A 26,351-nucleotide genomic window follows, 5' to 3' on the forward strand; every position below is an offset into this window, starting at 1 on the left:
CTTGGGCTTTCCCAAAGCGCGGTGGTGGCGTGCCCGTGGCGAGGTCATAGACTTCGACCATGCACATCCTGATCGTGGAAGACGACGTCGATCTCGGGCGCGCCTTGCTGGCGGCGCTCAAGGCCGAGGGCCTGACCGGGCTCTGGGTGCGGCGCCTCGCGGACGCGCCCGACCCGCAGGCCGACGGCGTGGACTGCGTGCTGCTCGACCTGTCGCTGCCCGACGGGCTGGGCCTGCAGCTGCTGCAGCACTGGCGCCGCGCGGGGCTGCAGGTGCCGGTGATCGTGATCACGGCGCGTTCTTCGCTGGACGACCGGCTCAGCGGCTTCGACAGCGGCGCCGACGACTTCATCGTCAAGCCGTTTGCGATGTCGGAGCTGATGGCGCGCATCGGCGCGGTGACCCGGCGCAGCGCGCGGCAGGCCAGCCCGGTGTGGCAGGTCGCCGACCTGAAGCTGGAGCCGCGGGCGCACCAAGCCTGGCGCAACGGCGAGCCGCTGGATCTCTCGCTGCGCGAGTTCCGGCTGCTGATGGAGCTGGCGCGCGATCCGGCCTTGGTCGTGTCCAAACGCGACCTGGGCCGTCGCATGGAGCCGCTGGGCGAACCGCTGGACGCGGCGACCATCGAGGTGCATCTGTCCAACCTGCGGCGCAAGATCGGCGCGGACCGCGTGCGCACGGTGCGCGGCGTCGGTTACCAGCTCGTGCCATGAAGGCGTTGGGCACGGCCCTGTTCACGCCCTCGCTGGTCCGGCGGGTGGTGGTGGCGCTGCTGGCGGCGTTTGCACTGGTGTGGGTCACGCTGGTGGTGGTCGACTTCGCCGAATTCCGGCGCGCCACCCGCACCCAGGAAGGGCTGCAACGTGCGGTACGTGCGCTGGCGGCGTCGCTGGATTTCGACGACGCCGCCCGGGCGGCGCAGGTGATGCAGGCCACGGAGACCCAGTACAACCTGTTGCGTGCCGAATCGGTGCCGGTGCCGTTCGGGCCGATATTGATGGAGCTTGCCCGTCCGGACGGCACGCGGGTGTACGCATCGAAGGGACTGCAAACACAGGCCCTGCCGGCGGCGGGGACCGAACCGGCCCTGTGGACCGTGCAGGGCAAGCGCCACGGCATGGCCACGCTCGCCACCCCGCACTGGCGCATTCGCATGCTGGAGCCGGCGCTGACCGATGCCGAGGCGGTCTGGCTGATTGCCCGCAACCTGGTCAAGTCGATGCTGATTGCGTTTCCGCTGGTATTGCTGCCGCTGTGGCTGGCGGTGCGTCGTGGCCTGCGGCCGCTGCGTGCCCTGGTCCAGCGCGTGGCGGAGCGGCCGCCCGCAGATTTTTCGCCGCTGACGCTGGATCTGCGTTACGCCGAGCTGCAGCCGCTGGAGCACGCCTTCAACGAACTGCTGCGGCAGGCGCGCAGTGGCATCCAGAGCGAACGCGGCTTTGTGCAGGACGCGGCGCACGAGCTCCGCACGCCGCTGGCGGTGATGGCGGCGCAGGCCCACGCGCTGGCGGCGGAAGACGATCCGCAGCGGCGGGCCCAGGTCCGGGTCGAGCTGGAACACGCCATTGGCCGCGCCTCACACCTGGTGCACCAGCTGCTGACGCTGGCACGGCTGGAGTCCAGCCCGCCTCCCAGCCGGCAGGCCACCGATCTGGTGGAGCTGGTGCAGGGCGCCCTGGCGCGGGCCGAGCCAAAGGCACTGGCGCGGAGCATCGACCTGGGGCTGGAGGCCCCGGACGCGCTGGTGGCCGAGGTCGACGCGCAGGTCCTGCTGTCGGCGCTGGAGAACCTGGTCCACAACGCGCTGGCCTATGTGCACGAGGGCGCCCGCGTCACGGTGACGCTGGGCCGGGACGGCGAACAATGGCGCTTGCGCGTGGCCGACAACGGACCGGGCATTGCGCCCGAAGAGCGCCCGCGGCTGATGGAGCGCTTCCAGCGCGGCCGCGACGCCCGCACCTCCGGCACCGGACTGGGCCTGGCCATCGTGGCGCAGGCGGCGCGCCAGCTTGGCGGCAGCCTGCACACCGTGGACGGGCTGGACGGGCGGGGCATCGGGTTTGAAATCTGCGGACCTGCTTGAAACCCGGGGATCCGGCTCCACATTCAAGGGAATTCAATATTCCGGAGGGTCACGATGCGACTCGACAAACTCACGACGAAGTTTCAGGAATCCTTGGGAGAGGCCCAGACACTGGCACTGGGCGCCGACCATGCCTACATCGACCCGGCCCACGTGCTGCTGGCCATGCTGCGCCAGGCCGACGGTCCGAAGTCGCTGCTGCAGCGCGCCGGCGTCAACGTGGCCGGCCTGACCAAGGCGGCCGAGGCGGCGGTCAAGCGCCTGCCCGAAGTGCAGGGGCAGGAACAGGTGCAGGTCGGACCCGACCTTTCCAAGCTGCTGCAGGCGACCGAAAAGGAAGCCATCAAGCGCGGCGACGAGTTCATCGCCAGCGAGCTGTTCCTGCTGGCGGTGACCGACCACAAGGGTGAGGTCGGCCGCATCGCCAATGAAAACGGCCTGACACGCAAGAGCCTGGAGTCGGCCATCGACGCCGTGCGCGGCGGCCAGAAGATGGACAACCCCGAGGCCGAAGGCCAGCGCGAGGCGCTCAAGAAATACACGCTGGACCTGACCGAGCGCGCCCGCATGGGCAAGCTCGACCCGGTGATCGGCCGCGACGACGAGATCCGGCGCGCCATCCAGGTGCTGCAGCGCCGCACCAAGAACAACCCGGTGCTGATTGGCGAACCTGGCGTGGGCAAGACGGCGATTGTCGAAGGCCTGGCGCAGCGCATCGTGGCTGGCGAAGTGCCAGACTCACTTAAGGGCAAGCGGGTCCTGAGCCTGGACATGGCCGCACTGCTGGCCGGCGCCAAGTTCCGTGGTGAGTTCGAGGAACGCCTGAAGGCCGTGCTCAACGAGCTGGCCAAGGACGAAGGTCAGACCATCGTCTTCATCGACGAAATCCACACCATGGTCGGCGCAGGCAAGGCCGAGGGTGCGATGGACGCGGGCAACATGCTCAAGCCGGCGCTGGCACGCGGCGAGCTGCATTGCGTGGGCGCGACCACGCTGGACGAATACCGCAAGTACATCGAGAAGGACGCCGCGCTGGAACGCCGCTTCCAGAAGATTCTCGTGGGCGAGCCGACGGTGGAAGCGACCATCGCCATCCTGCGTGGCCTCAAGGAACGCTACCAGGTGCACCACGGCGTGGACATCACCGACCCGGCCATCGTGGCTGCGGCCGAGCTGAGCCACCGCTACATCACCGACCGTTTCCTGCCCGACAAGGCTATCGACCTGATCGACGAGGCCGCGGCCAAGATCAAGATCGAACTCGACTCCAAGCCCGAGGTGATGGACAAGCTCGACCGCCGCCTGATCCAGCTGCAGATCGAACGCGAAGCCGTCAAGAAGGAAACCGACGAGGCCTCGCAGAAGCGCCTGGCGCTGATCGAAGAAGAGATCACCCGTCTGCAGAAGGAAATCGCCGACCTTGACGAGATCTGGAAGGCCGAGAAGGCCACCGCCCAGGGCAGCGCCCAGGTGCGCGAAGAGATCGACAAGCTGCGCCAGCAGATCGAGACGCTGACCCGCAAGGGCGACCTGGCCAAGGTGGCCGAGCTGCAATACGGCAAGCTGCCGGAGCTGGACAAGCGGCTGAAGGAAGCGCAGGCCAAGGAGGCCGGCAAGGCGCTGGGTGGCCAGGGGCCACAGCTGCTGCGCACCCAGGTCGGCGCCGAAGAAATCGCCGAGGTCGTGGCGCGCGCCACCGGCATTCCGGTCGCCAAGCTGATGCAGGGCGAGCGCGACAAGCTGCTGGTGATGGAAGACAAATTGCACCAGCGCGTGGTGGGGCAGGACGAGGCGATCTCGGCCGTGGCCAACGCCATCCGCCGCTCGCGCTCGGGCCTGTCGGACCCGAACCGCCCGACCGGCTCCTTCCTGTTCCTCGGCCCGACCGGCGTGGGCAAGACCGAGCTGTGCAAGGCGCTGGCCGGCTTCCTGTTCGACAGCGAAGACCACCTGATCCGCATCGACATGAGCGAGTTTATGGAGAAACACTCCGTGGCCCGCCTGATCGGCGCGCCGCCCGGCTACGTGGGCTACGAGGAGGGCGGCTACCTGACCGAAGCCGTGCGCCGCAAGCCCTACAGCGTGCTGCTGCTCGACGAGGTCGAAAAGGCGCACCCGGACGTGTTCAACGTGCTGCTGCAGGTGCTGGACGACGGTCGCCTGACCGACGGACAGGGCCGCACCGTGGACTTCAAGAACACGGTGATCGTGATGACGAGCAACATCGGCTCGCACCTGATCCAGGCCATGGTGGGTCAGCCCTACGACGAGATCAAGGAAGCTGTGTGGGGCGAGCTCAAGGACCACTTCCGGCCCGAATTCCTCAACCGGATCGACGAGACCGTGGTGTTTCACGCGCTGGACGCACAGCACATCGCGTCGATTGCCGGCATCCAGCTCAAGGCACTGCAGGCCCGCCTGCAGAAGATGGACCTGCGGCTGGACGTGGCGCCGGCGGCCCTGGAAGAGCTGGCCAAGGTCGGCTTCGACCCGGTGTTCGGCGCCCGCCCGCTCAAGCGCGCGATCCAGCAGCGCATCGAGAACCCGCTCTCGAAGCTGCTGCTGGAAGGCAAGTACCCGCCCAAGTCGGTGATCCCGGTGGGCGTGGACCCGGTGCACAACCCGGGGGTGTTCGAGTTCGCGGACGCCATCGCGTTCGATTGATGGACGGGGTGCCCCGCTGGGGCGCCCCCTCTACCGCGGCGAGGGGCACGCTCCTATGATGGTCCGATGACCCAGACGCCCCCCGATCTTCCCTTGCGCGCGCTGTTCGACGCGCAGTTCCAGGCCAGCCGTGCGCAGATCGATGTGCCGCTGTCTCTGCGGCTGGACAGGCTGTGCCGTATCCGCGCACTGATCGACAGCCACGGCGCGGCCCTGGCCGACGCGGTGCAGGCCGATTTCGGCGTGCGCTCGCCCAAGCTGACCGAGGTCGCCGACTTCTTTGTGCTGCGCGCCCTGATCGGCGATCTGGAGCGCCACACCGGCGCCTGGATGAAGACCCGCCGCGTGCGCACACCCCTGTACCTACAGCCGGCCAGCGCCCACATCCAGCGACAGCCGCTGGGTGTGGTGGGCGTGATCGGCCCCTGGAACTACCCGCTGCAGCTGACCATCGGCCCGGCCGCGACCGCGCTGGCCGCGGGCAACCGCGTGATGATCAAACCCAGCGAACTCACGCCCCACAGTTCGGGCCTGCTGGCCACACTGCTGCACCAGGCGTTCTCGGCCGACGAAGTCTGCGTGGTGCAGGGCGGGGCGGACGTGGCGCACGAATTCGCCAGCCTGCCGTTCGATCACCTGTTCTTCACCGGTTCCACCCTGGTGGGGCGCAAGGTCGCCGCTGCCGCTGCCGCCAATCTCACGCCGACCACGCTGGAACTGGGCGGCAAGTCGCCGTGCATCGTCGACGCCTCGGCCGACCTCGATGCGGTGGCGATCAAGATCGCACACGGCAAGCTGCTCAACGCCGGCCAGACCTGCATCGCGCCCGACTACCTGCTGCTGCCACAGGGTCGTGAGGCCGAATTCGAGCGGGCCTTTGCCGCGGCCGTGGTCAGGCTGTTCCCGACCGGCGCCGCGCACCCCGACTACGCCAGCATCGTCAGCGACCGTCACCATGCCCGGCTGCTGGCGCTGGTGGACGAGGCACAGGCCAAGGGTGCCCGCGTGGTGGAGGTGGCCCCGAGCAGCGGTTCGGTCCATGTGCGCCAGATGACGCCGGTGCTGGTGTTCCAGCCTGCAGCCGACACGCGGCTGATGCGCGAGGAGATCTTCGGTCCGGTGCTGCCGGTGCTGAGCTATACCAAGCTCGACGAGGCCATCGCCACCATCAACGCCGGGCCGCGGCCGCTGGCGCTGTACTGGTTCGGCAGTGATGGCGCGTCACGTGACCGGGTGCTGCGGGGCACGGTCAGCGGGGGCGTGACGGTCAACGACACACTGATGCACATCGCCCACGAAAACCTGCCGTTTGGCGGCGTCGGCGAGAGCGGCTGGGGGGCGTATCACGGCGAAACCGGCTTCCTGCGCTTCACGCAGCAGAAGCCGGTGCTGGTGCAGTCGCGCTGGGCCGCGGGCAGCCTGTTCTATCCGCCGTATGGGGCCGCCTTCGACCGCGTGATGGGCCTGCTGCGGCGCTGGCTCTGACGGCGCTCGCCGCTGTTCAGGCGTTGTCGTTTTCCCCGTACAGCATCAGCGGCACGGGTTGCAGGTAGCCCTGCTGGAACAGGCCTTCGGTGAGGTCGCTCACGTCGCTGCCGAGCAGGGCGGACAGCTCACGTTCGCTGCGGCGGCCGTTGGCCATCAGCAGCAGGCTGTGGGCGCGGCGGCCGATGAGGTCGGGTCGCGCGAGGGCGTCCCAGGCCTTGGGCGTCTTGGCAATGCGTTCCTGGTGTTGAAGGTTCATGGTCGGCCCCTGCGTCTTCTTTCTTGCGAGAAGCATTGCAAGATACGGGCCCGCCGTGACACGGTCGTGACAGGCGTGGATGCACCGGCCGCGGGCGTTATGCTCGGCCGCGATGCATCCGGAGCACCGACATGAAGCCAGGCAGCGACTCGATCACCATCTTCCACAACCCCAACTGCAGCACCTCGCGCCAGGTGCTCGCGACGATCCGCGAGGCCGGGTTCGATCCGGTGGTGGTGGACTACCTCAAGAAGCCGTACACGCGGGAGCAGCTCGCCGGGCTGCTCAAGGCCATGGGCCTGCAGGCGACTGGCGTGTTGCGCCGCAAGGGCGACCTCTACGCCGAACTGGCGCAGGCCAAGGCGGACCGCAGTGAGGCCGAATGGCTGGACCTGATGGTGCAGCACCCGGTGCTGGTCGAGCGTCCGATCGTCGTCGCGCCCAAGGGCACGGTGCTGTGCCGGCCCAAGGAGCGTCTGCAGGAGGTCCTCTGATCAGTGCCCTGTCGGACCGAAGCGCGAGGGCGGCTGCCCCAGAGCAGCGCGAAACATCGCGCTGAAGGCGCTGTCGCTGGCGTAGCCGCTGGCGGCCGCCACCTGGCTCACCGGCGCACCGCGCGCCAGCATGGGCAGGGCGTGGGCCAGCACCACCTGCTGGCGCCAGCGCTGGAAACCGGTGCCCAGTTCGTCCCGGAACAGCCGCGCCAGCGTGCGCTCGCTGGCGCCGCTTTGTGCGGCCCATTCGGCCAGCGTTGCATGTTGCGCCGGTGCGTTCATCACCGCCTCGCACAGCGCGCGCAGCCGCCGGTCGCCGCGCTGCGGATCGGGCATCGGCACACCGAGCGGTTGCGTCGGCGCGTGGGCCATCTCGGCCAGCACCAGTGTCGAGATCGAGCGCTGGCGTTCTTCGTCGCCCACGTGTTGCGGCAGCTCCATGCCCAGCACCAGTTCGCGCAGCAGCGGCGACACCACCAGCACCCGCGAGCGTTGCCAGTCGGGCGCCACGACCGAGGGGTCGATGTACAGCGTGTACAGCTGCGAGGCCTCGAGCATGCTGACCGCGTGGCGGGCGCCCGGCGGAATCCAGACGGCGCGCGAGGGCGGCACGATGGTCGTCGTCTCCATGGCAGGCGCCGCTTCCGGCGCGTGGGCGGCGACCGTGACCTGCAGCAGGCCGCTGGCGCAGTACGCCACCTGGCCCCAGGGGTGGTGGTGCGGCTCGAACTGGGTGTCGTGGCCCATCGAGCGTGCACGGCAGCGCACCGGCCGCTGCGGTGTCGGCCGGTACGGGTCGGTGTCGCCGACAGGGACGGCGCGGCGTGGGCGGCGGGTGTTCATCGGGGCAGGTTGGTTTGGCGGGAATTCGACAAGAGTTGTCTTTTTATCGCAGAACGGTCGCGCGCGTGCGCCGTACCATGCGCCGGATGAACACCGCTACCCTGGACGCCGCGCCGCCGGCCAACCCCGTTCCCCTCAAGCAGGACGCCGCCGTCATCGGACTGGTCGGCCTGGCGCACGGCACCTCGCACTTCTCGCACCTGCTGCTGGCGCCGCTGTTCCCGATCTTCATGCGCGACTTCGGGCTGAGCTATTCCGACGTCGGCCTGCTGATGAGCATCTTCTTCATCATCTCGGGCTCCGGCCAGGCGATGGCCGGCTTTGTGGTCGACCGCATCGGTGCGCGGCCGGTGCTGTTTGCTGCCATCAGCTGCTTCCTGCTGGCCTCTCTGGCGGGATCGATCGCGACTGGCTACTCCGGCTTGGTGCTGGTCGCGGTGCTGGCCGGTCTGGGCAACGCGCCGTTTCACCCGGCCGACTTCACCATCCTGAACCAGCGCGTCTCGGCGCCACGCCTCGGTTACGCCTTCAGCGCGCACGGCCTGACCGGCAATCTGGGCTGGGCGCTGGCGCCGGCTTTCCTGGTCGGCATCACGGCGCTGGCCGACTGGCGCACCGCCTACCGTTGCGCCGCGCTGCTCTACATCGCGGTGCTGGCCCTGCTGTTCTGGCAACGCGAGAAACTGCGCACCGAGGTGTATGTGCGCCATGCCGATGCGCCCAAGGGCTCGGACCTGGCCTTCATGAAGCTGCCGGTGGTCTGGTGGTGTTTTGCCTTCTTTTTCCTTTCGACCATGACCCTGGCGGTGGTGCAGAGCTTCGCGCCGTCCATCCTCAAGCAGCTATACGGCGTGGGCGTCGAGGCGGCGACTCTGACCGTGAGCGCCTACATGCTGTGCGGCGCGTTGGGCATGTTCGTCGGCGGCTTCGTGGCGGCGACCTCGAAACACAGCGACCGCGTGGTGGCGATGGCCATGACGGCGGGGGCGGCCCTGCTCGCCCTGTGCGCCACCGGCTGGCTCGGCGGGACCGGCACCATGGTCGTGCTCGCCGCGACCGGTTTTGCCGTCGGCATCGGCGGCCCGAGCCGCGACATGATGATCAAGAAGGCCACGCCCAAGGGCGCGACCGGGCGCGTCTATGGCACCGTGTATTCGGGCCTGGACGTCGGCTTCGCGGTTTCGCCCATGGTCTTTGGCGCCTTCATGGACCGGGGCTGGTATGCGGTCACGCTGGGCGGCGCGGCGCTGGTGCTGCTGCTGTCGGTCTATGCGGCCATCGGCGTGGGCCGGCGCACTGTGGCGCGTTGAGACCGTGAGTCCGTTCGCAGCGAACGACAATGTCGGGCATGACCACACAGATTGCCGGACACCTTCTCGTTGATTGCCTGATCGCCCAGGGCGTGACCCATGCCTTCGGGGTACCGGGCGAAAGTTATCTCGCCGTGCTCGACGGCTTCCACGACCGCGCGGACCGCATCCGCTTCGTGATCAACCGCCAGGAAGGCGGGGCGGCCTTCATGGCCGAGGCGCAGGGCAAACTGACCGGGCGGCCTGGCGTCTGTTTCGTGACCCGCGGACCGGGCGCGACGAATGCGTCCATCGGTCTGCACACCGCGTTCCAGGACTCGACGCCGATGGTGCTGTTCGTCGGCGACGTGGCCAGCGAAGCGCGCGACCGGGAGGCCTTCCAGGAGGTCGACTACAACGTCTTCTTCGGTCCGAGCACCAAGGGCATGGCCAAGCGCGTGGAGCGCATCGACGACGCGAAGCGCATTCCCGAGTACGTGGCGCGCGCCTTCGCGACCGCGATGAACGGACGGCCCGGCCCGGTGGTGCTGGTGCTGCCGGAAGACATGCTGACGCAGACGGTTGATGCGGCGCCGTTGCCGCGCGTGGAGCCGGTGCAGGCCTGGGCCGACCCGGGCGCACTGCGCGATCTGCGCAGCCTGCTGCTGGCCAGCGAACGGCCACTGGTGATCGCCGGCGGCGGTGGCTGGACGCCGCAGTCGGCAGCGGCGCTGCAGCGCTTTGCGGAGAACTGGCAGTTGCCCGTCGCCAACGCCTTCCGCTTCCAGGATTGCTTCGACAACCACCATCCGCAGTACGCCGGCGATGTGGGTCTGGGCATCAGCCCCGCGCTGGCGCGGCGTATCCAGGAGAGCGACCTGATCCTGGCGATCGGGCCACGTCTGGGCGAGGCCACCACCGGCGGCTACACCCTGATCGAGGCGCCACTGCCGAAACAGAAGCTGGTGCACATCCACGCCAGCGCAGAAGAGCTGGGCCGGGTCTACCAGCCAGCGCTGGCGATCCAGTCGACCATGAACGCGGCCGCACGCAGCCTCGAGGTGCTCAGCGCACCGCCGGGCATCGCCTGGGGGCAGTGGACGCAGGCTTGCCACGCCGAGTACCTGGCCAATATCGACGTTGGCAACGGCGGCATCACACTGCCGGGCCCCGTCGACATGCCGGCGCTGATCCACACGGTGCAGAAGCTGCTGCCGGCCGATGCCGTGCTGACCAATGGCGCAGGCAATTTCGCCAGCTGGCTGCACCGCTTCTACCGCTATCACGGCTTGGTCAAGGGGCTGAAGACGCAGCTGGGTCCGACCAATGGCGCCATGGGCTATGGCGTGCCGGCCGGCATCGGTGCCGCCATCCTGACCGGTCGCACCGTGTTCACCATCGCTGGCGACGGAGACTTCCTGATGAACGGGCAGGAACTGGCGACCGCGGTGCAGCACGGCGCCAAGACGGTGATCGTGCTGCTCAACAACGGCACCTACGGCACGATCCGGATGCACCAGGAGCGCGAGTACCCGGCGAGGGTCAGCGGCTCCGATCTGGTGAACCCCGATTTCTGTGCACTGGCCAAGGCCTATGGCTACGCGGCGGAGCGCGTGACGCACACCGCCGAATTCGAGCCGGCGCTGCAGCGCGCGCTGGCGGCGCAGGGTGGCTCGCTGATCGAGGTGATGCTCGATGCCGAGGTCCTGACGACCCGCGGAACGCTGTCGGCGATCCGGAACAAATCCCGTTGATGCCCTTCTTTGTGTTGTGTTTGTACAACTGAACTTGTGAATACCGCACAGGCTGGCGGGCAATGGCACACGGGCCAGAAAGGGCTCCGGTTTTTAAGCTTTCCCCATCGCAACCAACGAGGAAAGCGCCATGGAAACCACCACCGAACGCCAGCCGGTCGAACGCAACGCCCGAGACCTGTTCTTCCACGCTGATCCATTGGCCCAGGCCCAGGACCATCTTGGCCAGGCCATCCTCCTGCGGGTGCTCGATGAGGTTGACTACGGCCTGCTCGTGATCGACGCCCAGGGCCGCATCCGCCACGCCAACCACCTGGCGCGCCACGAAATGTCGACCGGCCGGGTGATCATGACCCACGCCCGCTCGCTGCTCGGGCATTCCACCGACATCACGACACAGATCCAGGTCGCACTGGAGCAAGCACTGCGCGGGCAGCGCCGCCTGCTGCTGCTCAAGCAGGGCGACCACGAGCTGTCGGTGGCCTTCGTGCCGCTGAACCACCCTCTGGAGTTCGATTCGCCGAACGTGCTGGTGCTGCTCTCGCGCAAGAACGCCTGCGACAACCTGGCGCTGCGCATGTATGCCCGCTCGCAGAACCTCAGCCCGAGCGAAGAGTCGGTGCTGCTGGCGCTGTGCCGCGGTCTGTCGATTCCCGACATCGCGCGCGACCACGGCGTGGCCGAGTCGACCGTGCGCAGCCAGATCAAGGCGCTGCGGGAAAAGACTGGCTGTGGCAGCATCCGTGCCCTGATGCAGCGGGTGCACAGCCTGCCGCCCGTGGTGCCCGCCTTGCGTGCCTTCTCCGGCGTGCCGCACAATCCACGGGAGTTTCTACAACCCTGAGCCTGGATGCCACACGTTCCCCTGCCGTCTGCCGATGACCAGCCTTCTGCCCATGTCAGGTCACTCGCGGCACTGGGGGTGCAGCGCCACTACCGCAACGGTGCGCTGCTGATTCAGGAGGGGGAAACCGGCGACTCGATCTACATCGTGCTGCAGGGGCGGTTGCGGGCGTTCCTGGGCGACGGCAGCGGCAAGGAACTCACCCTCGGGTTCTACGGTCTGCTGGACTATGTGGGCGAGATGTCGCTGGACGGTGGGCCCCGCTCGGCCAATGTCGAGACGGTCGGACCGACCACCTGCTCGGTGATCACCCGGGCGACCCTGCTGGGCTACATCGCGGCCCATCCCGAATTTGCTCTGGAACTGATGTCCCGCCTGATCCGTCGCGCCCGGCTGGCCACCGAAAGTGCGGGCAATGTTGCCCTGATCGACGTGTATGGCCGCCTGGTGCTGCTGCTCAACCAGCTGGCCGGCGAACCCGACGGGTCGGGCCACCGCCAGCTCACCGAACGTCTGACCCACCAGGCCTTCGCCCAACACCTGGCCTGTTCGCGCGAGATGGTGAGCCGGCTGCTCAAAGACCTAGAAACCGGCGGCTACATCGCCGTGCGCGAGCGCTGGATCTGGCTGCTCAAGCCTCTGCCAGCGCGCTGGTGAGCGATCAGCATCTTCAGAAGTTCTTGCGGGCGGTCTGTGGCGAAGCACAACTGGTGCCGTAGAGCCGCACCACGCCGCCGCTGCGGCTTCCAGCCCCCAGCACCCCCCACAGCGCTGCGCTTTCGTCGCTGACGGCCAGCGTATTGGGGATCTTCTTGACACCAACGCGCTGGGGCTGCCGTGAGGCGTCGGGATCGGGCAGCCTCGGGCTGTAGCTTGCCGCCGGATCGAAGGCACTGGTCGCAAACCGGACACCACCGGTGACCATCGGTTTCTGGCCGGTACCGATGCTGTTGAAGACTCCGCTGCGGCGAATCGGTGTTGGAAGGCCGGGGTCATCGACAAAGCTGTCGATGTTGCCGCTCGTGTCGTACATCGCATCGAGGAAGTAGGACTGCCTGGCTCCGGTGTGCGTGCCCAGCGCCACGTCGTCGCGCTCCACATAGGCGTCCAACACCACCGGATGGAATCCCCCGTTGCGGACCTTCACGCGCCACACGCCGGCAGGTACCAGCCGGTCCGCCGGATCGTTCGAGGCAGTCGGGCACAGCGCGAGCAGGGCGCAGGTGCCGTTGCGCCCCAGAGCAGTTTTCCTGGGAAAGATCAAGGCAAGCCGCGGGGCGGATGCCGACGGCCAGCAACCGGCATGGCCGATCGTCAACGGCTCAAGCACCTGTCCGCCAGGCAGGGTGACTTCGATGCTGACATCCTGCAGTACTTCCTCTGGCAGTTCCGGATCGCCGAGCCAGAGCTCCAGAAAGCTCTGGGTCCGGTCGTCTGGCTGCACGTGCCAGTGCAGCTCGGCGGGGGCGCCGCCTGGAAGCAACGTCTGGTTCGCATGCGTGCGGTCCTGGTAACCGTTGCCCGCGGGAATGAAAACCTGCAGCCGTTCGGCGCCGCGCAGGGAGATCAGGTGGTCGATGGCCGCTTCCAGGACCGAGGTGCCGTCGTGCGGGCCGGCCAGTGTGCCCCAGCTGATGTTGACGACCACCTGGGCGTCGTCGGTCACGCGGTTCAGGATGTACATCAGGGCATCCAGCACGCTGACGTTCATCGCTCCACCCGAGGTGTCGACGACGTTCGACCAGTCCAGCTGCACCGCGATCAGCGGCGCCTGGCTGGCTGCGTCGCCGGCCGGGTGCATTTCCGGAGTCTGGGCGCCGCTGCTCATGCGGGAGGTGGTCAGCCAGGGACCAGCCGCCAGACTGGCCACCACCGTACCGTGGTTGACCGGGTGCTTGAGGTCCCAGCACTGGAGGTGCTCGTAGAGATCGTCTTCGTCGACCGAGCCGTTCAGCGTGAAGCGGGTCATCGCCGAACGGATGTCGGCCGCCGTCAACTCATGGCCGTAGCCCATTTCCGCTGGTGTCGGGCCCGCGCGGTGGTCGGTCAGGCGGCTGTGAAGGCGGCGTCCCAGGCCCGGTCCGTACGGGCCGTCGAATTCGTCCTGCCGCCAGAAGTACCGCACCCGCGGCTGACCCTGGGGACCCAGAAACGCGGCATGTGCCATCGCCAGGCCACCGTCGATGATGCCCATCACCTTGCCGCCCACCCGCTGTGCGACAGTGGCCGCCGTGTCGCCGGGGCACGCCGGGTCCTTCAGGGGGCCGGTGTGTTCTTCGACAGGAAGGCCCAGCTCGAACCGCCGGACGATGCGGGCCAGGTCCGAACGCTTGCGCAACTGCGCAAAAAACCCCCTCTTGACGCGGGCGGTGCAAAAGCGCAGTCCCGCCAGCAGCAGGTAGGCCTTGGGCATCTGCAGCCACTTCTCGTCGGCCGCCTGCAGCAAGTCCTGCACGCCATACCCCTGGTGCAGTTCGATCGCCACCGGCAGCCACTTCGGCTGGGCCGCCCTGCCTTCTCCCAGCCGGTAGCCTTCGAAGCGGTCGGCTTCCGCCCACGCCAGGTACGGGTCGGCGCCTTCGATGCTGCCGGGCAAGGACCAGTCCGTGCCGGTGACCTCGCCTTTGGGCAGTGGCAGCCAGGGCTGGGGGGTGAGTCCCCCGCTCATGACCACTCCTTCAGGGCCTCCTGCCACAGCCAGCCCAGCGTGTCGGCCTTGGGCAACGGGATCGCCGGGCCGCCCACGCTGTAGGCGCCTGCGTCCATGGGGTCGCTGAGCCTGAAGTCCTTGGGGGCACCATCCGATTCAACGAATTTGTCGCTGTCAAAGCCACGCAACCGGACGCTGCCGCTGGTGGCACGGGCCACGAAAAACTCGCCGAGGCTGGTGCCCAGCAGGCGGCCAACCGCGCTGTCCACCGGATAGTGCACGCCGGCCACCGTGCGGTTGACCGCGATGCGCGCCGCCAGCCGCTGCAGCTGGGTCCGGCTGTTCTGTCCGTCGTTCTTGCCGGGGCGGGCGTGGTCCATGAACGCCTCCAGCGAAGTAGCCACCGCAAACGCTTCGGTGGCATGGCCGCTGGGCCAGCTGCCGTGTCCTGGCGTGGGAATCATGGGCTGGATCTGCGGCGACAGCTCCACCGGTCGCAAGGCGGCAAAGATGTGTTTGAACCGCATCTCGACATGCACGCAGAGGCCCAGAGCGATCTCTATCAGCTGGAGCGTCTTCTTGTGGCGGTGGGCCGACAGGCCCAGCACGGCCGACCAGTAGCCGACGGGAGCGGTCAGCTGGTCCAGCACTTCGGCCGCGCGGTCATTGCGCAGGTCGGCATAGGCTGCGACCAGATCCAGTTGTTGCTTGAGGAGATTCTTCGACGGACCCTGTAGCTGCACCAGTGTCCGGTTCTTGATCGTCGTCGCGCCGAGGTTGGCGAACTTCAGGTCGGCCTGTCTGGTGCTCGCAGACGCGGTGACGGAGAGACCCTCGATCATTTCTTCGAAGCAGGTGGTCATCCGTGGGCCGTCGGCCCAGAGGCGCAGGTTCAGACTCTGGTCAAACCCCGGCACAGACGGGTGCAGAACCGCGCCGGCGAATGGTCCGGCTATCGCAGATCGGCTGAGGTTCAGCGCATCGGAAGAGACTAGGCCCCCACTGCTGACACCGCCGCTGACGCCACCACTGACTCCACCGCTCACACCACCACTGACTCCACCGCTCATGTCATCTCCTTTGGATCAGGATTTCGGAAGGCCAAGGGCTTCCATTGCCTTGGCAGTTCGCAACCTGGCCTGGCTGATTCCTGCCGAAGCCAGGTAGCGACTGACGGTAAGTTCGGGCTGCATTGCCCGCAGCAAGTCAAAGGTGGCCTTGGCGTCATCCGTGCGACCCAGCTCGTATTGGGAGACGAGGAGCGCGCGAATGGTCGGAAGATGGAAGCGGTTCTTGCGCAAGGAAGCCTCGCACATGACCACCGCATCCTCCATCTTGCCCAGCGCCAGATAGCAGTTGCCCAGCATCATTTCAAAGTAGTACTTCTGCGGATCCAGTGGCGACAGCTGGAGCGCACTCTGGGCTTCAATCACCGATTGTTCCGGTGAGCCCCACATCGTTGACCAGACACTGCTGTACAGCCACCCCATCGGGTCGTTGGGGTTGCTGTGGGTGGCCTCGAGAAGCAAGTGGTGGGAGCCCTGAATGTCTTTGCCCAGATGGCACATGGCATGACCCTTGACCGACAGCGCAAGGGCGCTGTCGGGGGTCATGTCCAGCGCACGATCCGCGATATCGATCGCGCGCTGGAAAGAAGCATTGGGGTCGGGTGCCATGCCTTGGACCACCTGCATGATGTGCCACTTGGCCAGCCAGGCCCAGGGAGCCACCGAGCGCTTGTGCCGGTCCACCAGGGCCTCCAGCAGTTGCTGGCTGCGCTCGAGATCGCGGCGGGTGGATCGGTGCATCAGGTTGATGGCGCCCAGCATCAGGGCACTGCTGTCCAGCCGGGGCAGGGCCTGGGTCAGGGTGCGTTGCACCTCTGAATGCAACAACTGGTCGGCACAGGTGGACGCCAGTGTGTTGATCAGTTCGCTCTCCTGTTGGAGCACGTCTGTCACATTGCCGGTGATGCGGTCTGCCCAGACGACCTCGTGGTGACGGGTATCGCACAGTTCTGCCGTCACCAGCACGCGGTCGCCATGGGCCACGTAGCTGCCGGACAGCACGAAGTTGGCGTCCAGCTGCTGGCTGGCGGTCTGGTTCGCATCTTCCCGTCCCCGCAGGACCGAGGTCGAGAGCCGGGAGATCACGCGCAACTGATGGCTGCGCGAGAGTTGCACGATCACGCCATCCGCCAGCAATTCGCCGATGACGAAATGTTCGGCGGCATTGCCACGGGACACGAACGGCAGAACGGCGATGGTCGCCCTGAAGTCATCGGGCTTGGTCGGGGCCGCTGGCCTGAAGAGAAACCCGGTTCCGGAGGGCGGAGACAGCGTCCATGTGCGGACCGGTTCGGGCCAGTGCTTGAGGTAGCTCTCGCCCATGTCCTGCATGTCGGCGTCCACGCCGTCGACCAGCGCGTCATGCACATCGGCTGTGATCACGGTCTCGCCGGGGCCGGCCAGCCCCGCCACGCGGGCCGCCAGATTCACGCCGTGGCCGAAAACGTCATTCTGGTCCACGTACAGGTGCGTCGCATTGATCCCGGCCCGCAGCCACAGCTTGTGGTCGTCGTCGCGCCGCAGGTTTTCGGTATCGAAGTAACGGTGCAGCTTCAGCGCCGCCCTGGCCGCGGGCACCGCGTCGTCGAATTCCGCGAGGATGCCGTCACCCAGGCTCTTGACCAGACGACCGCCGTGGCTGGGCAGCACATCGTCGCGCGCGTGCTGCAGGAAGCTGTGCCACTGCAGCACCACCGACACTTCGTTCGAGGCCATCAGCCTCACGGACTCCACCAGATCCATCACCAGAACCACCTTGTTGTGCTGCAAGGGCAACGAAGGCACAACCGGTGGTTGTGCCGGCTCGCCGGAAGAGCCAATGGTGATGGGGGTCGGCTGGCGTGTCATACCTCGAACGGGGGAAGTGCTGTTTCAGTTTCTCACATTTGCCTTTTCTCCGGGGCAGTGGAAAAACGGCGAAAAAAAAGAGCCGGGGTGGCCGGCTCTTCTGGGGCGAGGGACACGCCGTGTCCCTGCGGACCGACGATCACTTCAGGTGTTCGTTGATCATCTTGGTCATTTCGAACATCGAAGCCTGGGCCTTCTTGAAGATTTCCTTCAGCTTGGCGTCGGCGTTGATCATGCGCTTGTTGACCGCGTCCTGCAGCTTGTTCTTCTTGATGTATTCCCAGACCTTCTTGGTCACTTCGGTGCGCGGCAGCGGGTTGTTGCCGACGATCGCAGCCAGAGCGGCGCTGGGGGTCATGGCCTTCATGAAGGCAGCGTTGGGGGTGCGCTTCTTTGCAGGGGCCTTCTTCGCGGGAGCAGCCTTCTTCGCGGGAGCAGCGGCCTTCTTGGCGGGTGCAGCCTTCTTCGCAGGAGCAGCAGCCTTCTTGGCCGGAGCAGCCTTCTTCGCGGGCGCAGCGGCCTTCTTCGCGGGAGCAGCGGCCTTCTTCGCGGGAGCTGCAGCCTTCTTGGCCGGAGCGGCTTTCTTCGCAGGAGCTTTCTTTGCAGTTGCCATGATGGGTTTTCCTTCTAGAAGTGGAATGACACCAGAGGAGAACGCGCTCTCTCACTGGTGTCTCGGATGCTAATGGAGATGTTTCTTCCTTCCAAGGTGGAGGCGCGGTTTTTTTGCGTGTTTTCATAGGGAAAACGGCCGACATTGGCCCCGAAAACAACACTCGATGCGCCTGCAGGGCGTCGCTGGTGAACACAGGCCCGCTGCATGATCCAATTTCGTCTGCGAAAAACCTGTGTCCAACCTGTCCTTTTGCGAGTGAAACGAGATGACTTCCACGCCTGATTTCGCCACCTGCGACCTGTGCGATGCCCACAAGGGCGACACCTCCGGCGCGTTCCGGGTTCTGCCTCCGGTGTTCCGTGATTTCGGCGCTCACCGCCGCTTTGCAGGCCCTGTGGTGACGGTGCAGTGCCTGGACGACAACACGGTGGTCAAGGCCGCTGTCGAGAGCCCTGGCGAGGGGAGGGTGCTGTTGGTGGACGGTGGCGCTTCATTGCGGCGCGCGCTGCTGGGCGGCAACCTCGGCGCAGCTGCTGCGCGCAATGGATGGGCCGGCGTGCTCGTTGATGGCTGCGTGCGCGATGTCGCCGAGCTGGCCGTGTGCGAGACGGGCATCCGCGCACTCGCTTCGATGCCGCTGCCCACGGACCGCCGCAACCAGGGGCTGCGCGATGTTGTCGTGCGCATCCAGGGCGTGACGGTGCGACCCGGTGAGTGGCTCTACGCCGACGAAGATGGCACTGTGATCGCCGACCGTCCGTTGCACCAGATTGGCTGAGCCAGCGTCAGCCAAACAGCTCAGGCCGTCAGACCTTTGTAGAGCATGTAGGCGGCCAGCAGATAGAGCACACCGGCGAAAGCACGCTTGAGCGACTTCACCGGCAGTGCGTGGGCAGCCTTTGCGCCGAGGGGCGCCATCAGCACACTCGCCGCGCCGATCACCGCGAGCGCCGGCAGAAAGACATAGCCGACGGAGCCCGCCGGCAGGTCGGACACGTTCTGCCCCGCGATCACATATCCAATCGCATTTGCCAGTGCGATCGGAAATCCGAGCGCCGCGCTGGTGGCGACGGCGTTGTGGATTGCCACATTGCACCAGGTCATGAAGGGCACGCTGATGAAGCCGCCGCCGGCGCCGACCAGCCCGGAGAGGAAGCCGATCACGGTCCCCGCGCCCACTTGCCCGGCGGGGCCGGGCAGCGTGCGTGAGGCTTGCGGCTTCTTGTCCAACAGCATCTGCGTGGCCGAAAACCCGACAAAGAGGGCAAACAACAGCGCCAGCGAGCCACCCTTGAGCAGGGCGAACACGCCCAGGCTGGCGATGGCTGCACCGATCACGATGCCGGGCGCCAGGCGCCGCACGATGTCCCAGCGCACGGCACCGCGTTGGTGGTGCGCACGCACGCTGGAGATTGAGGTGAACACGATGGTCGCCATCGACGTCGCGATGGCCATCTTCACCGCCAGCCCGTCGGACACACCACGGTGCGAAAGGATCGCGCTGATGAACGGCACCATCACCATCCCGCCGCCAATGCCCAGCAGCCCCGCCAGAAAGCCGGAGCACAGCCCCAACAGGGCGAATTCAACGATCAGCAGCGGTTCAAGGGACATGCCAGCAACCCATTCGGAGAAGGTGCCCAGACGAGGGTGGCCGTGGACCCGGCTCCGCCGGTCCACAGGCCACGTCCCCCTTCCCGCAGGAGAGGGGGGAAGCCGCGAAGCGGCGCAGGGGGGAGTGGGGAATTAGGTGTCTGCAGATGCCGCCGGACCGTCATCCTGAACCGGGGGTTCAGGTGGGCGAGGGCAACGGGGCTTCGGGTTCATCTGACGCGAGACGCTCACACCAACCACGTTATGTACCAAGCCCGGGCTCAATGAGCATTGGTTCAAGGAAATATAAAGCCCGGCGCGCACTGCAGACAGCGAAATTGTAGGCCCGTGGGGCGCCAGTGCCGGTGCGTCCGTCGGAAAATTTTCCGACGCCAGTCCGAAGCTCAGATCAGCTGGCCGTCGCTGCCCAGCGCCTGGTCCAGCCGCCGAACCAGATCGTCGACACGCGCCTGTGCCTGCGGGTCATCGGCTTCCAGTGCGGCGGTTGCAGATGGTTCGGCCAGCGTTGAGGGCTCGGAGGTAGCAAACGACGGCACCACCAGGCTCTGGGCTTCCTTCTGAGAGAGTTCGAAAGCGAGGTTCAGCGAAGCCAGCACGGCGATGCGGTCACGGGCCTTGACCTTGCCGGCATCGCGGATGCGGCACATGGCCGTGTCCACGCGCTCGACAGCGTCCAGCAGGGACGACTCGCCGCCGGGCGGGCACGACAGAAGGTAGCTCTGGCCCATGATCTGGACCTCGATCTGTTTGGCGACCTGTTTGTTCATCGGGAGTCTTTCGGCGTCTCCGCCTCGTTGCCGGCGGGCAACCGGTCGAGCAGGGCATCGATGCGCGAGCGGGCGGCGTTCAGCCGGGACTTGAGCGAATCGCGCTCGGTTTTGAGCGCGGACACCTGGTCCAGCAGCAAGGCATTGGTGCGCTGAAGTTCTTCATGGCGCAGGAGCAGTCGCTCAACGCGCTCGGCGATCAGTTCAAGATGCTTGGGATCGGCCATGGTGACAACAGGTAAGTGAGCCATTGTAGGGTTGCCGCAAGGCCCCCGGGCTTACAATGCCCGCCGTTGGTGCTCGCGGTGTGGTTCGCATGCCGCAGTTCAACGGGAAGCAGGAGGGAAAGTCCACACCGGACCGACCTAACCTGCGCTGCCCCCGCAACGGTAAGCAGACGGGAAACACGGCCAGCAGGCCTTGCGTCCCCGCTTTCATCCCGCAGCCACTGGGAGTCCGGTTTTCCGGCCCCGGGAAGGCGATGAGAGTTGTTCTGCCAGCCCGGATACCGGCCAACACGGTGGTGACACGTTCCTCGGAGCCGTCACCGTGACGCCCATGCGCTGTCGGGGAAGACGGCGAGGGCAATCTTCTGTCTGTTCTTCTCACATGTCTTCACGCGTTTTCAATGCACGCCTTGCCGTGCTCCCGCTCGCCTGCACCTTGTCCGTGGCCGCCTGGGCCCAGAAATCCCCGACCGTCGTCGTGGTCAGCGCCACCCGCTCCGAGTTGCCCATCACCGACGTTGTCGCCGACGTGACGCTGGTCGACCGCCTGGCGATCGATCGTCTGGGCGCAGCCTCCGTGGCCGACGTGCTCGAACGTCTGCCCGGCGTGACCATCAACCGCAACGGCGGCCCAGCGTCGACCACCAACATCTACCTGCGTGGCGGCGAAAACCGCTTCACCGCGGTCTTCGTCGACGGCGTGCGCATCGACTCGCAGTCGACCGGCGGCGCCAGCTGGAACGCGATCCCGCTGTCCCAGGTCGACCGCATCGAGGTGCTGCGCGGCCCGGCCGCGGCGGTCTATGGCTCCGACGCCATCGGTGGCGTGGTGCAGATCTTCACGCGCCAGGGCGAGACCGGTTTCTTCCCGTCGGTGCGCGTGGGCATCGGCTCGCACAACACCCGTGAGGTGAACGCCTCGCTGCGCGGCGGGGAGGGCGCGGTCGACTACGCGTTCGGCCTCGGCGCCGAGCGCAGCGATGGGTTCAACGCCAAACCCACCGGCAACCCCGACAAGGACGGCTACCGCAACGAGTCGTTCTCCGGACGCCTCGGATGGAAACTGACCCCTGACCAGAAGCTGGAAGCCACGCTGCTGGATAACCGCCAGAAGGCGGGCTACGACGGTTTTGTGGCCGGCAAGGACGACCAGACCAAGAGCCACCTGCAGACCGTGGGCCTGAACTGGAACGGTCACTGGAGCGACGACTGGAGCACCCGCGTGGGCTTCACCCGTGGCACTGAGCGCTACGAAACCTCTCCCTCTACCTATCTCACCGAGACCCAGGTCGACAGCTGGCTGCTGCGCAACGAACTGCGCGTCGGCCCCGGTCGCCTGACGGTCGACCTGGAGCGCCGCGAGGACCGTCTCGAGAACGCCAGCACGACGCCCCAGAACACCGACCGCCACCAGAACGCGCTGGCGGTCGGCTACGGCCTGCGCGCCGGCGACCACACGCTGCAGGCCAACCTGCGCCGCGACGACGACAGCGAGTTCGGCGTCAACAACACCGGCTCCCTGGCCTACGGCTATGCGCTGTCCAAGAGCCTGCAGCTCACCGCCTCGGCGGGCACGGCCTTCCGCGCGCCGACGTTGTTCCAGCGCTTCAGCATCTACGGCACACCCGACCTCAAGGCCGAGACCGCGCGCAACGTCGAGGCCGGCCTGCGCTGGCAGGAAGGCGTGAGCCGTGCATCGGTGGTGGTCTACCGCAACCGGGTCAAGGACCTCATCAACTATGTGTCCGGCGCCGGCAGCTGTGTCAACGGCGTGGGTGACTTCGCAGGTTGTTACGGCAACACGGGCCGCGCGACCTACACCGGCGTGACGCTGGCGGGCGGATCGAAGCTGGGCGATGTCAATGTTGGCGCGTCGCTGGACCTGATGCGTCCGAAGAACGCCGACACCGGTCTGCTGCTGGCGCGCCGCGCCAAGACCCAGGCCACGCTGACTGCCGACATGCCGGTGGGCGGCTGGCGCATCGGCGGTGAAGTGCAGCACACCGGCCAGCGCTACGACGACGCGGCCAACAAGAAGGCCCTGTCCGGCTATACGCTGCTGAACCTCACGGCCAGCACCGACATTGCGCGCGACTGGCGCCTGCTGGCGCGGGTGGACAACGCCACCGACAAGGACTACGAGTCGGTGCTGGGCTACGCCACCGCCGGCCGCACGTTCTACCTCGGCCTGAGCTGGACGCCGCGCTGAGCCGGGTCATGATGACGTCAACCTGCCCCGCCCTGCTGATCGCTGCCCCGGCCTCCGGCCAGGGCAAGACCACCGTCACGGCAGCGCTTGCGCGTCTGCTGGCGCGGCAAGGTCGGCGGGTGCGCGTGTTCAAGTGCGGGCCGGATTTCCTGGACCCGCACTGGCACCAGCTCGCCAGCGGCCAGCCGGTGCACAACCTGGACCTCTGGCTCAACGGCGAGGCCGACATCCGCGCCCGGTTGCACGAGGCGGCCACCAACAGCGACCTGATCCTGATTGAAGGGGTGATGGGTCTGTTCGATGGTGAGCCGAGTGCGGCGGACCTGGCGGTGAAGCTGGGCATTCCAGTGCTGGCGGTGATCGATGCCGGTTCCATGGCCGGCACCTTTGGCGCGCTGGTGCATGGTCTGCGCCACTACCGCCCGGGTCTGCCCTGGGCGGGTGTGCTGGCCAACCGCGTGGCCAGTGCAGGGCACGAGAAGATGCTGCAGGCGTCGGTGCTCCAGGACGACTTGGGCGCGGAGCCCGTGGGCATCGACGCCGGCTGGCTCGGTGCGCTGCACCGCGACGCAGCCTTCTCGCTGCCCGAACGGCACCTGGGCCTGACGGTGGCGTCCGAGTTGCCCGATGCCATGGCGCGGCTGGATGCGCTGGCCGATGCCTTGGCGTCCACGCCGCTCGGGCAACTCGTTGCCGCGGGCTGGCAGCGCTGGGCGGTGCCGTTTCACGCGCAAGCCGAGCGCCCGGTGGCGCCGTTGCTGCAGGGGCGCACCGTCGCGGTCGCCCGCGATGCGGCGTTCTGCTTCATCTACCCAGCCAACCTCGATGTGCTGCGCGCGCTCGGTGCGAAGCTGGTGTTTTTCTCGCCGGTGGCGGACGAGGCGGTGCCCGACTGCGATGCGGTCTGGCTGCCGGGTGGCTACCCCGAACTGCATGCATCCGCGCTGGTGGATGGCATCCGTTGCCGCGCCTCGCTGACCGCGCACATCGCGGCGGGCAAGCCGGTCTGGGCCGAGTGCGGGGGCATGATGCCGCTGTTCGACGGACTGACACTGGCCGATGGCGCGCGCGTGCCGATGTGGGGCCTGCTGCCGGGTGAGGTGGCGATGCAGCCGCGCCTGGCCGCCCTCGGTCCGCAGCAGTGGGACACGGCGTCGGGTGAGCTGCGCGGCCACACTTTCCACTTCTCGCTGACCACCTCGCCGCTGGCGCCGGTGGCCCAGACGGTGCCGGGCAGCAAGTTCGGCCGGCCCGAGGCCGTCTACGGCCAGGGATCGGTGCGGGCCAGCTACTTCCACGCCTGGTTCGCGTCGAACCCAGACGCGACAGCACGACTGCTTCTGCCGGAGGCCGCATGAGCACCCTGCTGCCCGGACCTCAACGCATCGTCTGCCTGACCGAGGAGACGACCGAGTGGCTCTACCTGCTGGGGCAGGAGGCGCGCATCGTCGGCATCAGCGGCTACACCGTGCGGCCGCGTCGGGCGCGCGACGAGAAGCCCAAGGTCAGTGCATTCCTCAGCGCGAAGATCGACAAGATCCTGGAACTGCAGCCGGACTGCGTGTTCGGTTTCTCGGACCTGCAGGCCGACATTGCGGCGGCATTGATCCGCGCGGGCGTGCAGGTGACGGTGTTCAACCAGCGCAGCGTGGAGGGGATTTTTTCCATGCTCTACCAGGTGGCCGCCATGGTCGGTTGTGCCGACGACGGGCTGGCGCGCATCGCGGTGCTGCGCCGGCGGCTGGACGCGATCCGTGCCGAAGTGGCCGCGCTGGTGGCTTCGGGCAAGCGCCGTCCCAAGGTGTTTTTTGAAGAGTGGGACGAGCCGCACATCAGCGGCATCCGCTGGGTGTCGGAGCTGCTGGGCATCGCGGGGGGCGACGATGTGTTTCCCGAACTCGCGGTGCAGTCGCTGGGCAAGCACCGCATCATCGCGGACGGTGCGGAGATCGTGGCGCGCGCGCCCGACATCGTGATCGGGTCCTGGTGCGGCAAGAAGTTCCGTGCCGAGAAAGTGGCTGCGCGCGCTGGCTGGCAGGACGTGCCCGCTGTGAAGAACGGCCAGCTGTTCGAGATCAAGTCGGCCGACATCCTGCAGCCTGGCCCGGCGGCATTGACCGACGGGGTGGAGCACATGCACCGCATCGTGAAGCAGTGGATGGTGGTCCATGGCTGATCTGGTGCGCAGCGAATTCATCCTTGGCGGTCAGCGCAGCGGCAAGTCGCGCCGTGCAGAACTGCTGGCGCGCCGGTGGCTGGAGCTTTCACCTCAGCATCGCGCCGTGATGATGGCGACTGGCCAGGCCTGGGACGGCGAGATGCGCGAGCGCATTGCGCGCCACCAGGCCGACCGTGCGCTGCGTGTGCCCGGCATGGCGACCGTGGAAGAGCCACTGGCGCTGGCCGATGCCTTGCGGAAGCACAGCGACACAAGCACCTTGATCGTGGTCGACTGCCTGACGCTGTGGCTGACCAATCTGATGATGCCGGCCGACACGGCGCAGGCACGGGACGAAGCCGCCGTGATCGCATACGGCGAGGCCCTTTGCAAAGCCATCGCGGCCGCGCCTGGGCCGGTGGTGCTGGTGGGCAACGAGATTGGCCTGGGCGTGATCCCGATGGGGAGCGATGTGCGCGCCTTCGTGGACGCGCTGGGCCGGCTGAACCAGCAAGTGGCGGGATCCTGCCAGCGCGTGACGCTGATGGCGGCCGGCTTGCCACTCACTTTTAAGGACGTGACATGAACACGATGCGCAACACCTTTGCGGGCCTGGCCCTGGCGGCCCTGGCCGTGTTGTGCGCGCCCGCGCAGGCAGCCCTGCAGATCACCGACGACGCCGGCGTGGCGGTGAATTTCGAGCGCTCACCGCAGCGCATCGTCAGCCTGCTGCCGTCGCTGGCCGAGACGGTGTGCGAGCTGGGTCAATGTGCGCGGCTGGTGGGGGTTGACCGCTACTCCGACTTTCCGGAAAGCCTGAAGAAGCTGCCGCAGGTGGGGGGCGGGCTGGACCCGAACATCGAAGCCATCGTCGCGTTGCGGCCCGACGTGGTGCTGATGGCGACCTCATCGCGTTCTGGCGAGCGCTTGCGCGCGCTGGGCCTGAAGGTGGTGGCGCTGGAGCCGAAGACGCATGCCGACGTGCAGCGCGTGATGCTCAAGATCGGACAGCTGCTGGAAGTGCCCGACGCTCAGAAGATCTGGCGCGCCATCGACGCCGCCGTCATGGCCGCGGCGCAGTCCATCCCGGCCAACGCCCGTGGCGCGCGGGTGTATTTCGAGGTGAACCAGGGACCGTACGCTGCCGGTGAGAGTTCGTTCATCGGCGAGACCCTGACCCGCCTCGGGGCGAAGAACATTGTGCCGGCTGCGCTCGGGCCGTTCCCCAAACTCAATCCCGAATTCATCGTGCGCGCCAACCCGGACCTGATCATGGTCGGCCTGCGCAACGTGGAGGGCATGGCACAGCGGCCCGGCTGGGCGGGCATGCGCGCGATCCGAGAGCAGCGGGTGTGCGTGTTCCCGGTGGCCGAGTCCGACACCCTGGTGCGTCCGGGCCCACGCATGGCCGAAGGCGCGCGCATCATGGCGCGCTGCCTGACCCAGAAGGCTCCGGGGGCACGGCCGTGAACGCTCGCCG

Annotated in this window: 24 protein-coding genes, 1 other RNA gene and 1 riboswitch; of the genes, 15 read left to right on the plus strand and 10 right to left on the minus strand. The window is 67.3% G+C overall.

The features are described from left to right. Positions 1-59 precede the first annotated feature (59 nt). The 4 genes from ACLIJ1_RS03900 (at position 60) to ACLIJ1_RS03915 (ending at position 6,232) form a co-directional block, all read left to right on the plus strand. Positions 60-713, plus strand: a complete 654-nt coding sequence (locus ACLIJ1_RS03900; protein WP_411364162.1) for a response regulator — start codon at positions 60-62, stop codon at positions 711-713. After that, positions 710-2,083, plus strand: coding sequence for a sensor histidine kinase (locus ACLIJ1_RS03905; RefSeq protein WP_411364163.1), 1,374 nt, complete (start codon positions 710-712; stop codon positions 2,081-2,083). Before ACLIJ1_RS03900 ends, ACLIJ1_RS03905 begins: the two co-directional genes overlap by 4 nt. A gap of 54 nt (positions 2,084-2,137) precedes the next feature. Beyond that, positions 2,138-4,747, plus strand: coding sequence for an ATP-dependent chaperone ClpB (gene clpB / locus ACLIJ1_RS03910; RefSeq protein WP_411364164.1), 2,610 nt, complete (start codon positions 2,138-2,140; stop codon positions 4,745-4,747). 66 nt (positions 4,748-4,813) lie between these two features. Further along, positions 4,814-6,232, plus strand: coding sequence for a coniferyl aldehyde dehydrogenase (locus tag ACLIJ1_RS03915; RefSeq protein WP_411364165.1), 1,419 nt, complete (start codon positions 4,814-4,816; stop codon positions 6,230-6,232). Between the two features lie 16 nt (positions 6,233-6,248). On the opposite strand, the gene ACLIJ1_RS03920 is transcribed toward ACLIJ1_RS03915, so the two are convergent. After that, entirely contained in the window at positions 6,249-6,491 is a 243-nt protein-coding gene (locus ACLIJ1_RS03920) for a hypothetical protein (protein ID WP_411364166.1), read from the minus strand. A 131-nt stretch (positions 6,492-6,622) separates the two neighbouring features. On the opposite strand from ACLIJ1_RS03920, the gene arsC reads away from it, so the two are divergent. After that, positions 6,623-6,985 carry an arsenate reductase (glutaredoxin) gene (gene arsC, locus ACLIJ1_RS03925; RefSeq protein WP_411364167.1) on the plus strand — a complete coding sequence of 121 codons (363 nt, stop codon included), beginning with the start codon at positions 6,623-6,625 and terminating at the stop codon, positions 6,983-6,985. On the opposite strand, the gene ACLIJ1_RS03930 is transcribed toward arsC, so the two are convergent. Further along, positions 6,986-7,828, minus strand: coding sequence for an AraC family transcriptional regulator (locus ACLIJ1_RS03930; protein ID WP_411364168.1), 843 nt, complete (start codon positions 7,826-7,828; stop codon positions 6,986-6,988). It lies immediately after the preceding gene. An 86-nt stretch (positions 7,829-7,914) separates the two neighbouring features. Here ACLIJ1_RS03930 and ACLIJ1_RS03935 point away from each other — a divergent pair, with 86 nt between their 5' ends. From ACLIJ1_RS03935 to ACLIJ1_RS03950, 4 genes are all read left to right on the plus strand, one after another. Next, positions 7,915-9,138, plus strand: a complete 1,224-nt coding sequence (locus ACLIJ1_RS03935) for an MFS transporter (protein ID WP_411364169.1) — start codon at positions 7,915-7,917, stop codon at positions 9,136-9,138. A gap of 38 nt (positions 9,139-9,176) precedes the next feature. Beyond that, on the plus strand, positions 9,177-10,871 hold the full coding sequence (locus ACLIJ1_RS03940) for a thiamine pyrophosphate-binding protein (protein ID WP_411364170.1): 1,695 nt from the start codon (positions 9,177-9,179) through the stop codon (positions 10,869-10,871). A gap of 130 nt (positions 10,872-11,001) precedes the next feature. Continuing rightward, positions 11,002-11,715 carry a helix-turn-helix transcriptional regulator gene (locus tag ACLIJ1_RS03945; protein WP_411364171.1) on the plus strand — a complete coding sequence of 238 codons (714 nt, stop codon included), beginning with the start codon at positions 11,002-11,004 and terminating at the stop codon, positions 11,713-11,715. A gap of 6 nt (positions 11,716-11,721) precedes the next feature. Beyond that, positions 11,722-12,372, plus strand: coding sequence for a Crp/Fnr family transcriptional regulator (locus ACLIJ1_RS03950; RefSeq protein WP_411364172.1), 651 nt, complete (start codon positions 11,722-11,724; stop codon positions 12,370-12,372). A gap of 13 nt (positions 12,373-12,385) precedes the next feature. On the opposite strand, the gene ACLIJ1_RS03955 is transcribed toward ACLIJ1_RS03950, so the two are convergent. The 4 genes from ACLIJ1_RS03955 to ACLIJ1_RS03970 all read right to left on the minus strand — a co-directional run bounded on the left by ACLIJ1_RS03955 (position 12,386) and on the right by ACLIJ1_RS03970 (position 17,893). Next, positions 12,386-14,383 carry a hypothetical protein gene (locus ACLIJ1_RS03955; protein ID WP_411364173.1) on the minus strand — a complete coding sequence of 666 codons (1,998 nt, stop codon included), beginning with the start codon at positions 14,381-14,383 and terminating at the stop codon, positions 12,386-12,388. After that, positions 14,380-15,435, minus strand: coding sequence for a phosphatase PAP2 family protein (locus ACLIJ1_RS03960; protein ID WP_411364174.1), 1,056 nt, complete (start codon positions 15,433-15,435; stop codon positions 14,380-14,382). Before ACLIJ1_RS03960 ends, ACLIJ1_RS03955 begins: the two co-directional genes overlap by 4 nt. Positions 15,436-15,450: 15 nt before the next feature. Beyond that, positions 15,451-17,280: an adenylate/guanylate cyclase domain-containing protein gene (locus ACLIJ1_RS03965; RefSeq protein WP_411364175.1), complete on the minus strand. Its 1,830-nt coding sequence runs from the start codon at positions 17,278-17,280 to the stop codon at positions 15,451-15,453. Positions 17,281-17,419: 139 nt separating this feature from the next. Continuing rightward, positions 17,420-17,893, minus strand: a complete 474-nt coding sequence (locus tag ACLIJ1_RS03970; protein ID WP_411364176.1) for an SWIB/MDM2 domain-containing protein — start codon at positions 17,891-17,893, stop codon at positions 17,420-17,422. A gap of 268 nt (positions 17,894-18,161) precedes the next feature. Between ACLIJ1_RS03970 and rraA the strand changes: the two genes are divergently transcribed. Then, positions 18,162-18,674, plus strand: coding sequence for a ribonuclease E activity regulator RraA (rraA, locus tag ACLIJ1_RS03975; protein ID WP_411364177.1), 513 nt, complete (start codon positions 18,162-18,164; stop codon positions 18,672-18,674). A 20-nt stretch (positions 18,675-18,694) separates the two neighbouring features. Here the strand turns inward: rraA and ACLIJ1_RS03980 are convergent, their stop codons facing one another. The 4 genes from ACLIJ1_RS03980 to ACLIJ1_RS03995 all read right to left on the minus strand — a co-directional run bounded on the left by ACLIJ1_RS03980 (position 18,695) and on the right by ACLIJ1_RS03995 (position 20,504). After that, entirely contained in the window at positions 18,695-19,510 is an 816-nt protein-coding gene (locus ACLIJ1_RS03980) for a sulfite exporter TauE/SafE family protein (RefSeq protein ID WP_411364178.1), read from the minus strand. 133 nt (positions 19,511-19,643) lie between these two features. Then, positions 19,644-19,824: non-coding RNA, 6S RNA (gene ssrS, locus ACLIJ1_RS03985), on the minus strand. Positions 19,825-19,893: 69 nt separating this feature from the next. Beyond that, positions 19,894-20,277, minus strand: a complete 384-nt coding sequence (locus ACLIJ1_RS03990; RefSeq protein ID WP_411364179.1) for a cell division protein ZapA — start codon at positions 20,275-20,277, stop codon at positions 19,894-19,896. Then, on the minus strand, positions 20,274-20,504 hold the full coding sequence (locus tag ACLIJ1_RS03995) for a DUF904 domain-containing protein (protein ID WP_411364180.1): 231 nt from the start codon (positions 20,502-20,504) through the stop codon (positions 20,274-20,276). The genes ACLIJ1_RS03990 and ACLIJ1_RS03995 overlap by 4 nt, the downstream gene beginning before the upstream one ends. A 50-nt stretch (positions 20,505-20,554) precedes the next feature. Beyond that, positions 20,555-20,809, plus strand: a riboswitch (cobalamin riboswitch). Positions 20,810-20,886: 77 nt separating this feature from the next. Here ACLIJ1_RS03995 and ACLIJ1_RS04000 point away from each other — a divergent pair. Genes ACLIJ1_RS04000 through ACLIJ1_RS04020 form a run of 5 tightly spaced genes read left to right on the plus strand, consistent with a single transcriptional unit; the run spans position 20,887 to position 26,341 of the window. Then, complete coding sequence (locus ACLIJ1_RS04000; protein ID WP_411364181.1) at positions 20,887-22,713, plus strand: TonB-dependent receptor domain-containing protein; 1,827 nt, start codon at positions 20,887-20,889, stop codon at positions 22,711-22,713. 8 nt (positions 22,714-22,721) lie between these two features. After that, positions 22,722-24,071, plus strand: a complete 1,350-nt coding sequence (locus ACLIJ1_RS04005; protein ID WP_411364182.1) for a cobyrinate a,c-diamide synthase — start codon at positions 22,722-22,724, stop codon at positions 24,069-24,071. Beyond that, positions 24,068-24,889 (plus strand): ABC transporter substrate-binding protein, encoded by an 822-nt coding sequence (locus ACLIJ1_RS04010; protein WP_411364183.1) that lies wholly within the window; start codon positions 24,068-24,070, stop codon positions 24,887-24,889. The genes ACLIJ1_RS04005 and ACLIJ1_RS04010 overlap by 4 nt, the downstream gene beginning before the upstream one ends. After that, the gene (locus ACLIJ1_RS04015) at positions 24,882-25,457 is read left to right on the plus strand and encodes a bifunctional adenosylcobinamide kinase/adenosylcobinamide-phosphate guanylyltransferase (RefSeq protein ID WP_411364184.1); all 576 of its coding nucleotides are present in this window, start codon (positions 24,882-24,884) and stop codon (positions 25,455-25,457) included. Before ACLIJ1_RS04010 ends, ACLIJ1_RS04015 begins: the two co-directional genes overlap by 8 nt. Beyond that, on the plus strand, positions 25,454-26,341 hold the full coding sequence (locus tag ACLIJ1_RS04020) for an ABC transporter substrate-binding protein (protein WP_411364185.1): 888 nt from the start codon (positions 25,454-25,456) through the stop codon (positions 26,339-26,341). The genes ACLIJ1_RS04015 and ACLIJ1_RS04020 overlap by 4 nt, the downstream gene beginning before the upstream one ends. Positions 26,342-26,351: the final 10 nt, after the last annotated feature.

It is taken from the genome of Hydrogenophaga sp. RWCD_12 (assembly GCF_046604225.1).
Lineage (GTDB): Bacteria > Pseudomonadota > Gammaproteobacteria > Burkholderiales > Burkholderiaceae_C > Hydrogenophaga.

Excerpts from the sequence above, each read along its gene's own strand:
- clpB (WP_411364164.1), top strand. The coding sequence starts at position 2,138 with ATGCGACTCGACAAACTCACGACGAAGTTTCAGGAATCCTTGGGAGAG.
- ACLIJ1_RS03915 (WP_411364165.1), top strand. The coding sequence starts at position 4,814 with ATGACCCAGACGCCCCCCGATCTTCCCTTGCGCGCGCTGTTCGACGCG.
- ACLIJ1_RS04005 (WP_411364182.1), top strand. The coding sequence starts at position 22,722 with ATGATGACGTCAACCTGCCCCGCCCTGCTGATCGCTGCCCCGGCCTCC.
- ACLIJ1_RS03995 (WP_411364180.1), bottom strand. The coding sequence starts at position 20,504 with ATGGCCGATCCCAAGCATCTTGAACTGATCGCCGAGCGCGTTGAGCGA.
- ACLIJ1_RS03905 (WP_411364163.1), top strand. The coding sequence starts at position 710 with ATGAAGGCGTTGGGCACGGCCCTGTTCACGCCCTCGCTGGTCCGGCGG.
- ACLIJ1_RS04020 (WP_411364185.1), top strand. The coding sequence starts at position 25,454 with ATGAACACGATGCGCAACACCTTTGCGGGCCTGGCCCTGGCGGCCCTG.
- ACLIJ1_RS03960 (WP_411364174.1), bottom strand. The coding sequence starts at position 15,435 with ATGAGCGGTGGAGTCAGTGGTGGTGTGAGCGGTGGAGTCAGTGGTGGC.
- rraA (WP_411364177.1), top strand. The coding sequence starts at position 18,162 with ATGACTTCCACGCCTGATTTCGCCACCTGCGACCTGTGCGATGCCCAC.
- ACLIJ1_RS03920 (WP_411364166.1), bottom strand. The coding sequence starts at position 6,491 with ATGAACCTTCAACACCAGGAACGCATTGCCAAGACGCCCAAGGCCTGG.
- ACLIJ1_RS03990 (WP_411364179.1), bottom strand. The coding sequence starts at position 20,277 with ATGAACAAACAGGTCGCCAAACAGATCGAGGTCCAGATCATGGGCCAG.
- ACLIJ1_RS03940 (WP_411364170.1), top strand. The coding sequence starts at position 9,177 with ATGACCACACAGATTGCCGGACACCTTCTCGTTGATTGCCTGATCGCC.
- arsC (WP_411364167.1), top strand. The coding sequence starts at position 6,623 with ATGAAGCCAGGCAGCGACTCGATCACCATCTTCCACAACCCCAACTGC.
- ACLIJ1_RS03955 (WP_411364173.1), bottom strand. The coding sequence starts at position 14,383 with ATGAGCGGGGGACTCACCCCCCAGCCCTGGCTGCCACTGCCCAAAGGC.
- ACLIJ1_RS03950 (WP_411364172.1), top strand. The coding sequence starts at position 11,722 with ATGCCACACGTTCCCCTGCCGTCTGCCGATGACCAGCCTTCTGCCCAT.
- ACLIJ1_RS04000 (WP_411364181.1), top strand. The coding sequence starts at position 20,887 with ATGTCTTCACGCGTTTTCAATGCACGCCTTGCCGTGCTCCCGCTCGCC.
- ACLIJ1_RS03945 (WP_411364171.1), top strand. The coding sequence starts at position 11,002 with ATGGAAACCACCACCGAACGCCAGCCGGTCGAACGCAACGCCCGAGAC.
- ACLIJ1_RS04015 (WP_411364184.1), top strand. The coding sequence starts at position 24,882 with ATGGCTGATCTGGTGCGCAGCGAATTCATCCTTGGCGGTCAGCGCAGC.
- ACLIJ1_RS04010 (WP_411364183.1), top strand. The coding sequence starts at position 24,068 with ATGAGCACCCTGCTGCCCGGACCTCAACGCATCGTCTGCCTGACCGAG.
- ACLIJ1_RS03930 (WP_411364168.1), bottom strand. The coding sequence starts at position 7,828 with ATGAACACCCGCCGCCCACGCCGCGCCGTCCCTGTCGGCGACACCGAC.
- ACLIJ1_RS03980 (WP_411364178.1), bottom strand. The coding sequence starts at position 19,510 with ATGTCCCTTGAACCGCTGCTGATCGTTGAATTCGCCCTGTTGGGGCTG.
- ACLIJ1_RS03965 (WP_411364175.1), bottom strand. The coding sequence starts at position 17,280 with ATGACACGCCAGCCGACCCCCATCACCATTGGCTCTTCCGGCGAGCCG.
- ACLIJ1_RS03900 (WP_411364162.1), top strand. The coding sequence starts at position 60 with ATGCACATCCTGATCGTGGAAGACGACGTCGATCTCGGGCGCGCCTTG.
- ACLIJ1_RS03935 (WP_411364169.1), top strand. The coding sequence starts at position 7,915 with ATGAACACCGCTACCCTGGACGCCGCGCCGCCGGCCAACCCCGTTCCC.
- ACLIJ1_RS03970 (WP_411364176.1), bottom strand. The coding sequence starts at position 17,893 with ATGGCAACTGCAAAGAAAGCTCCTGCGAAGAAAGCCGCTCCGGCCAAG.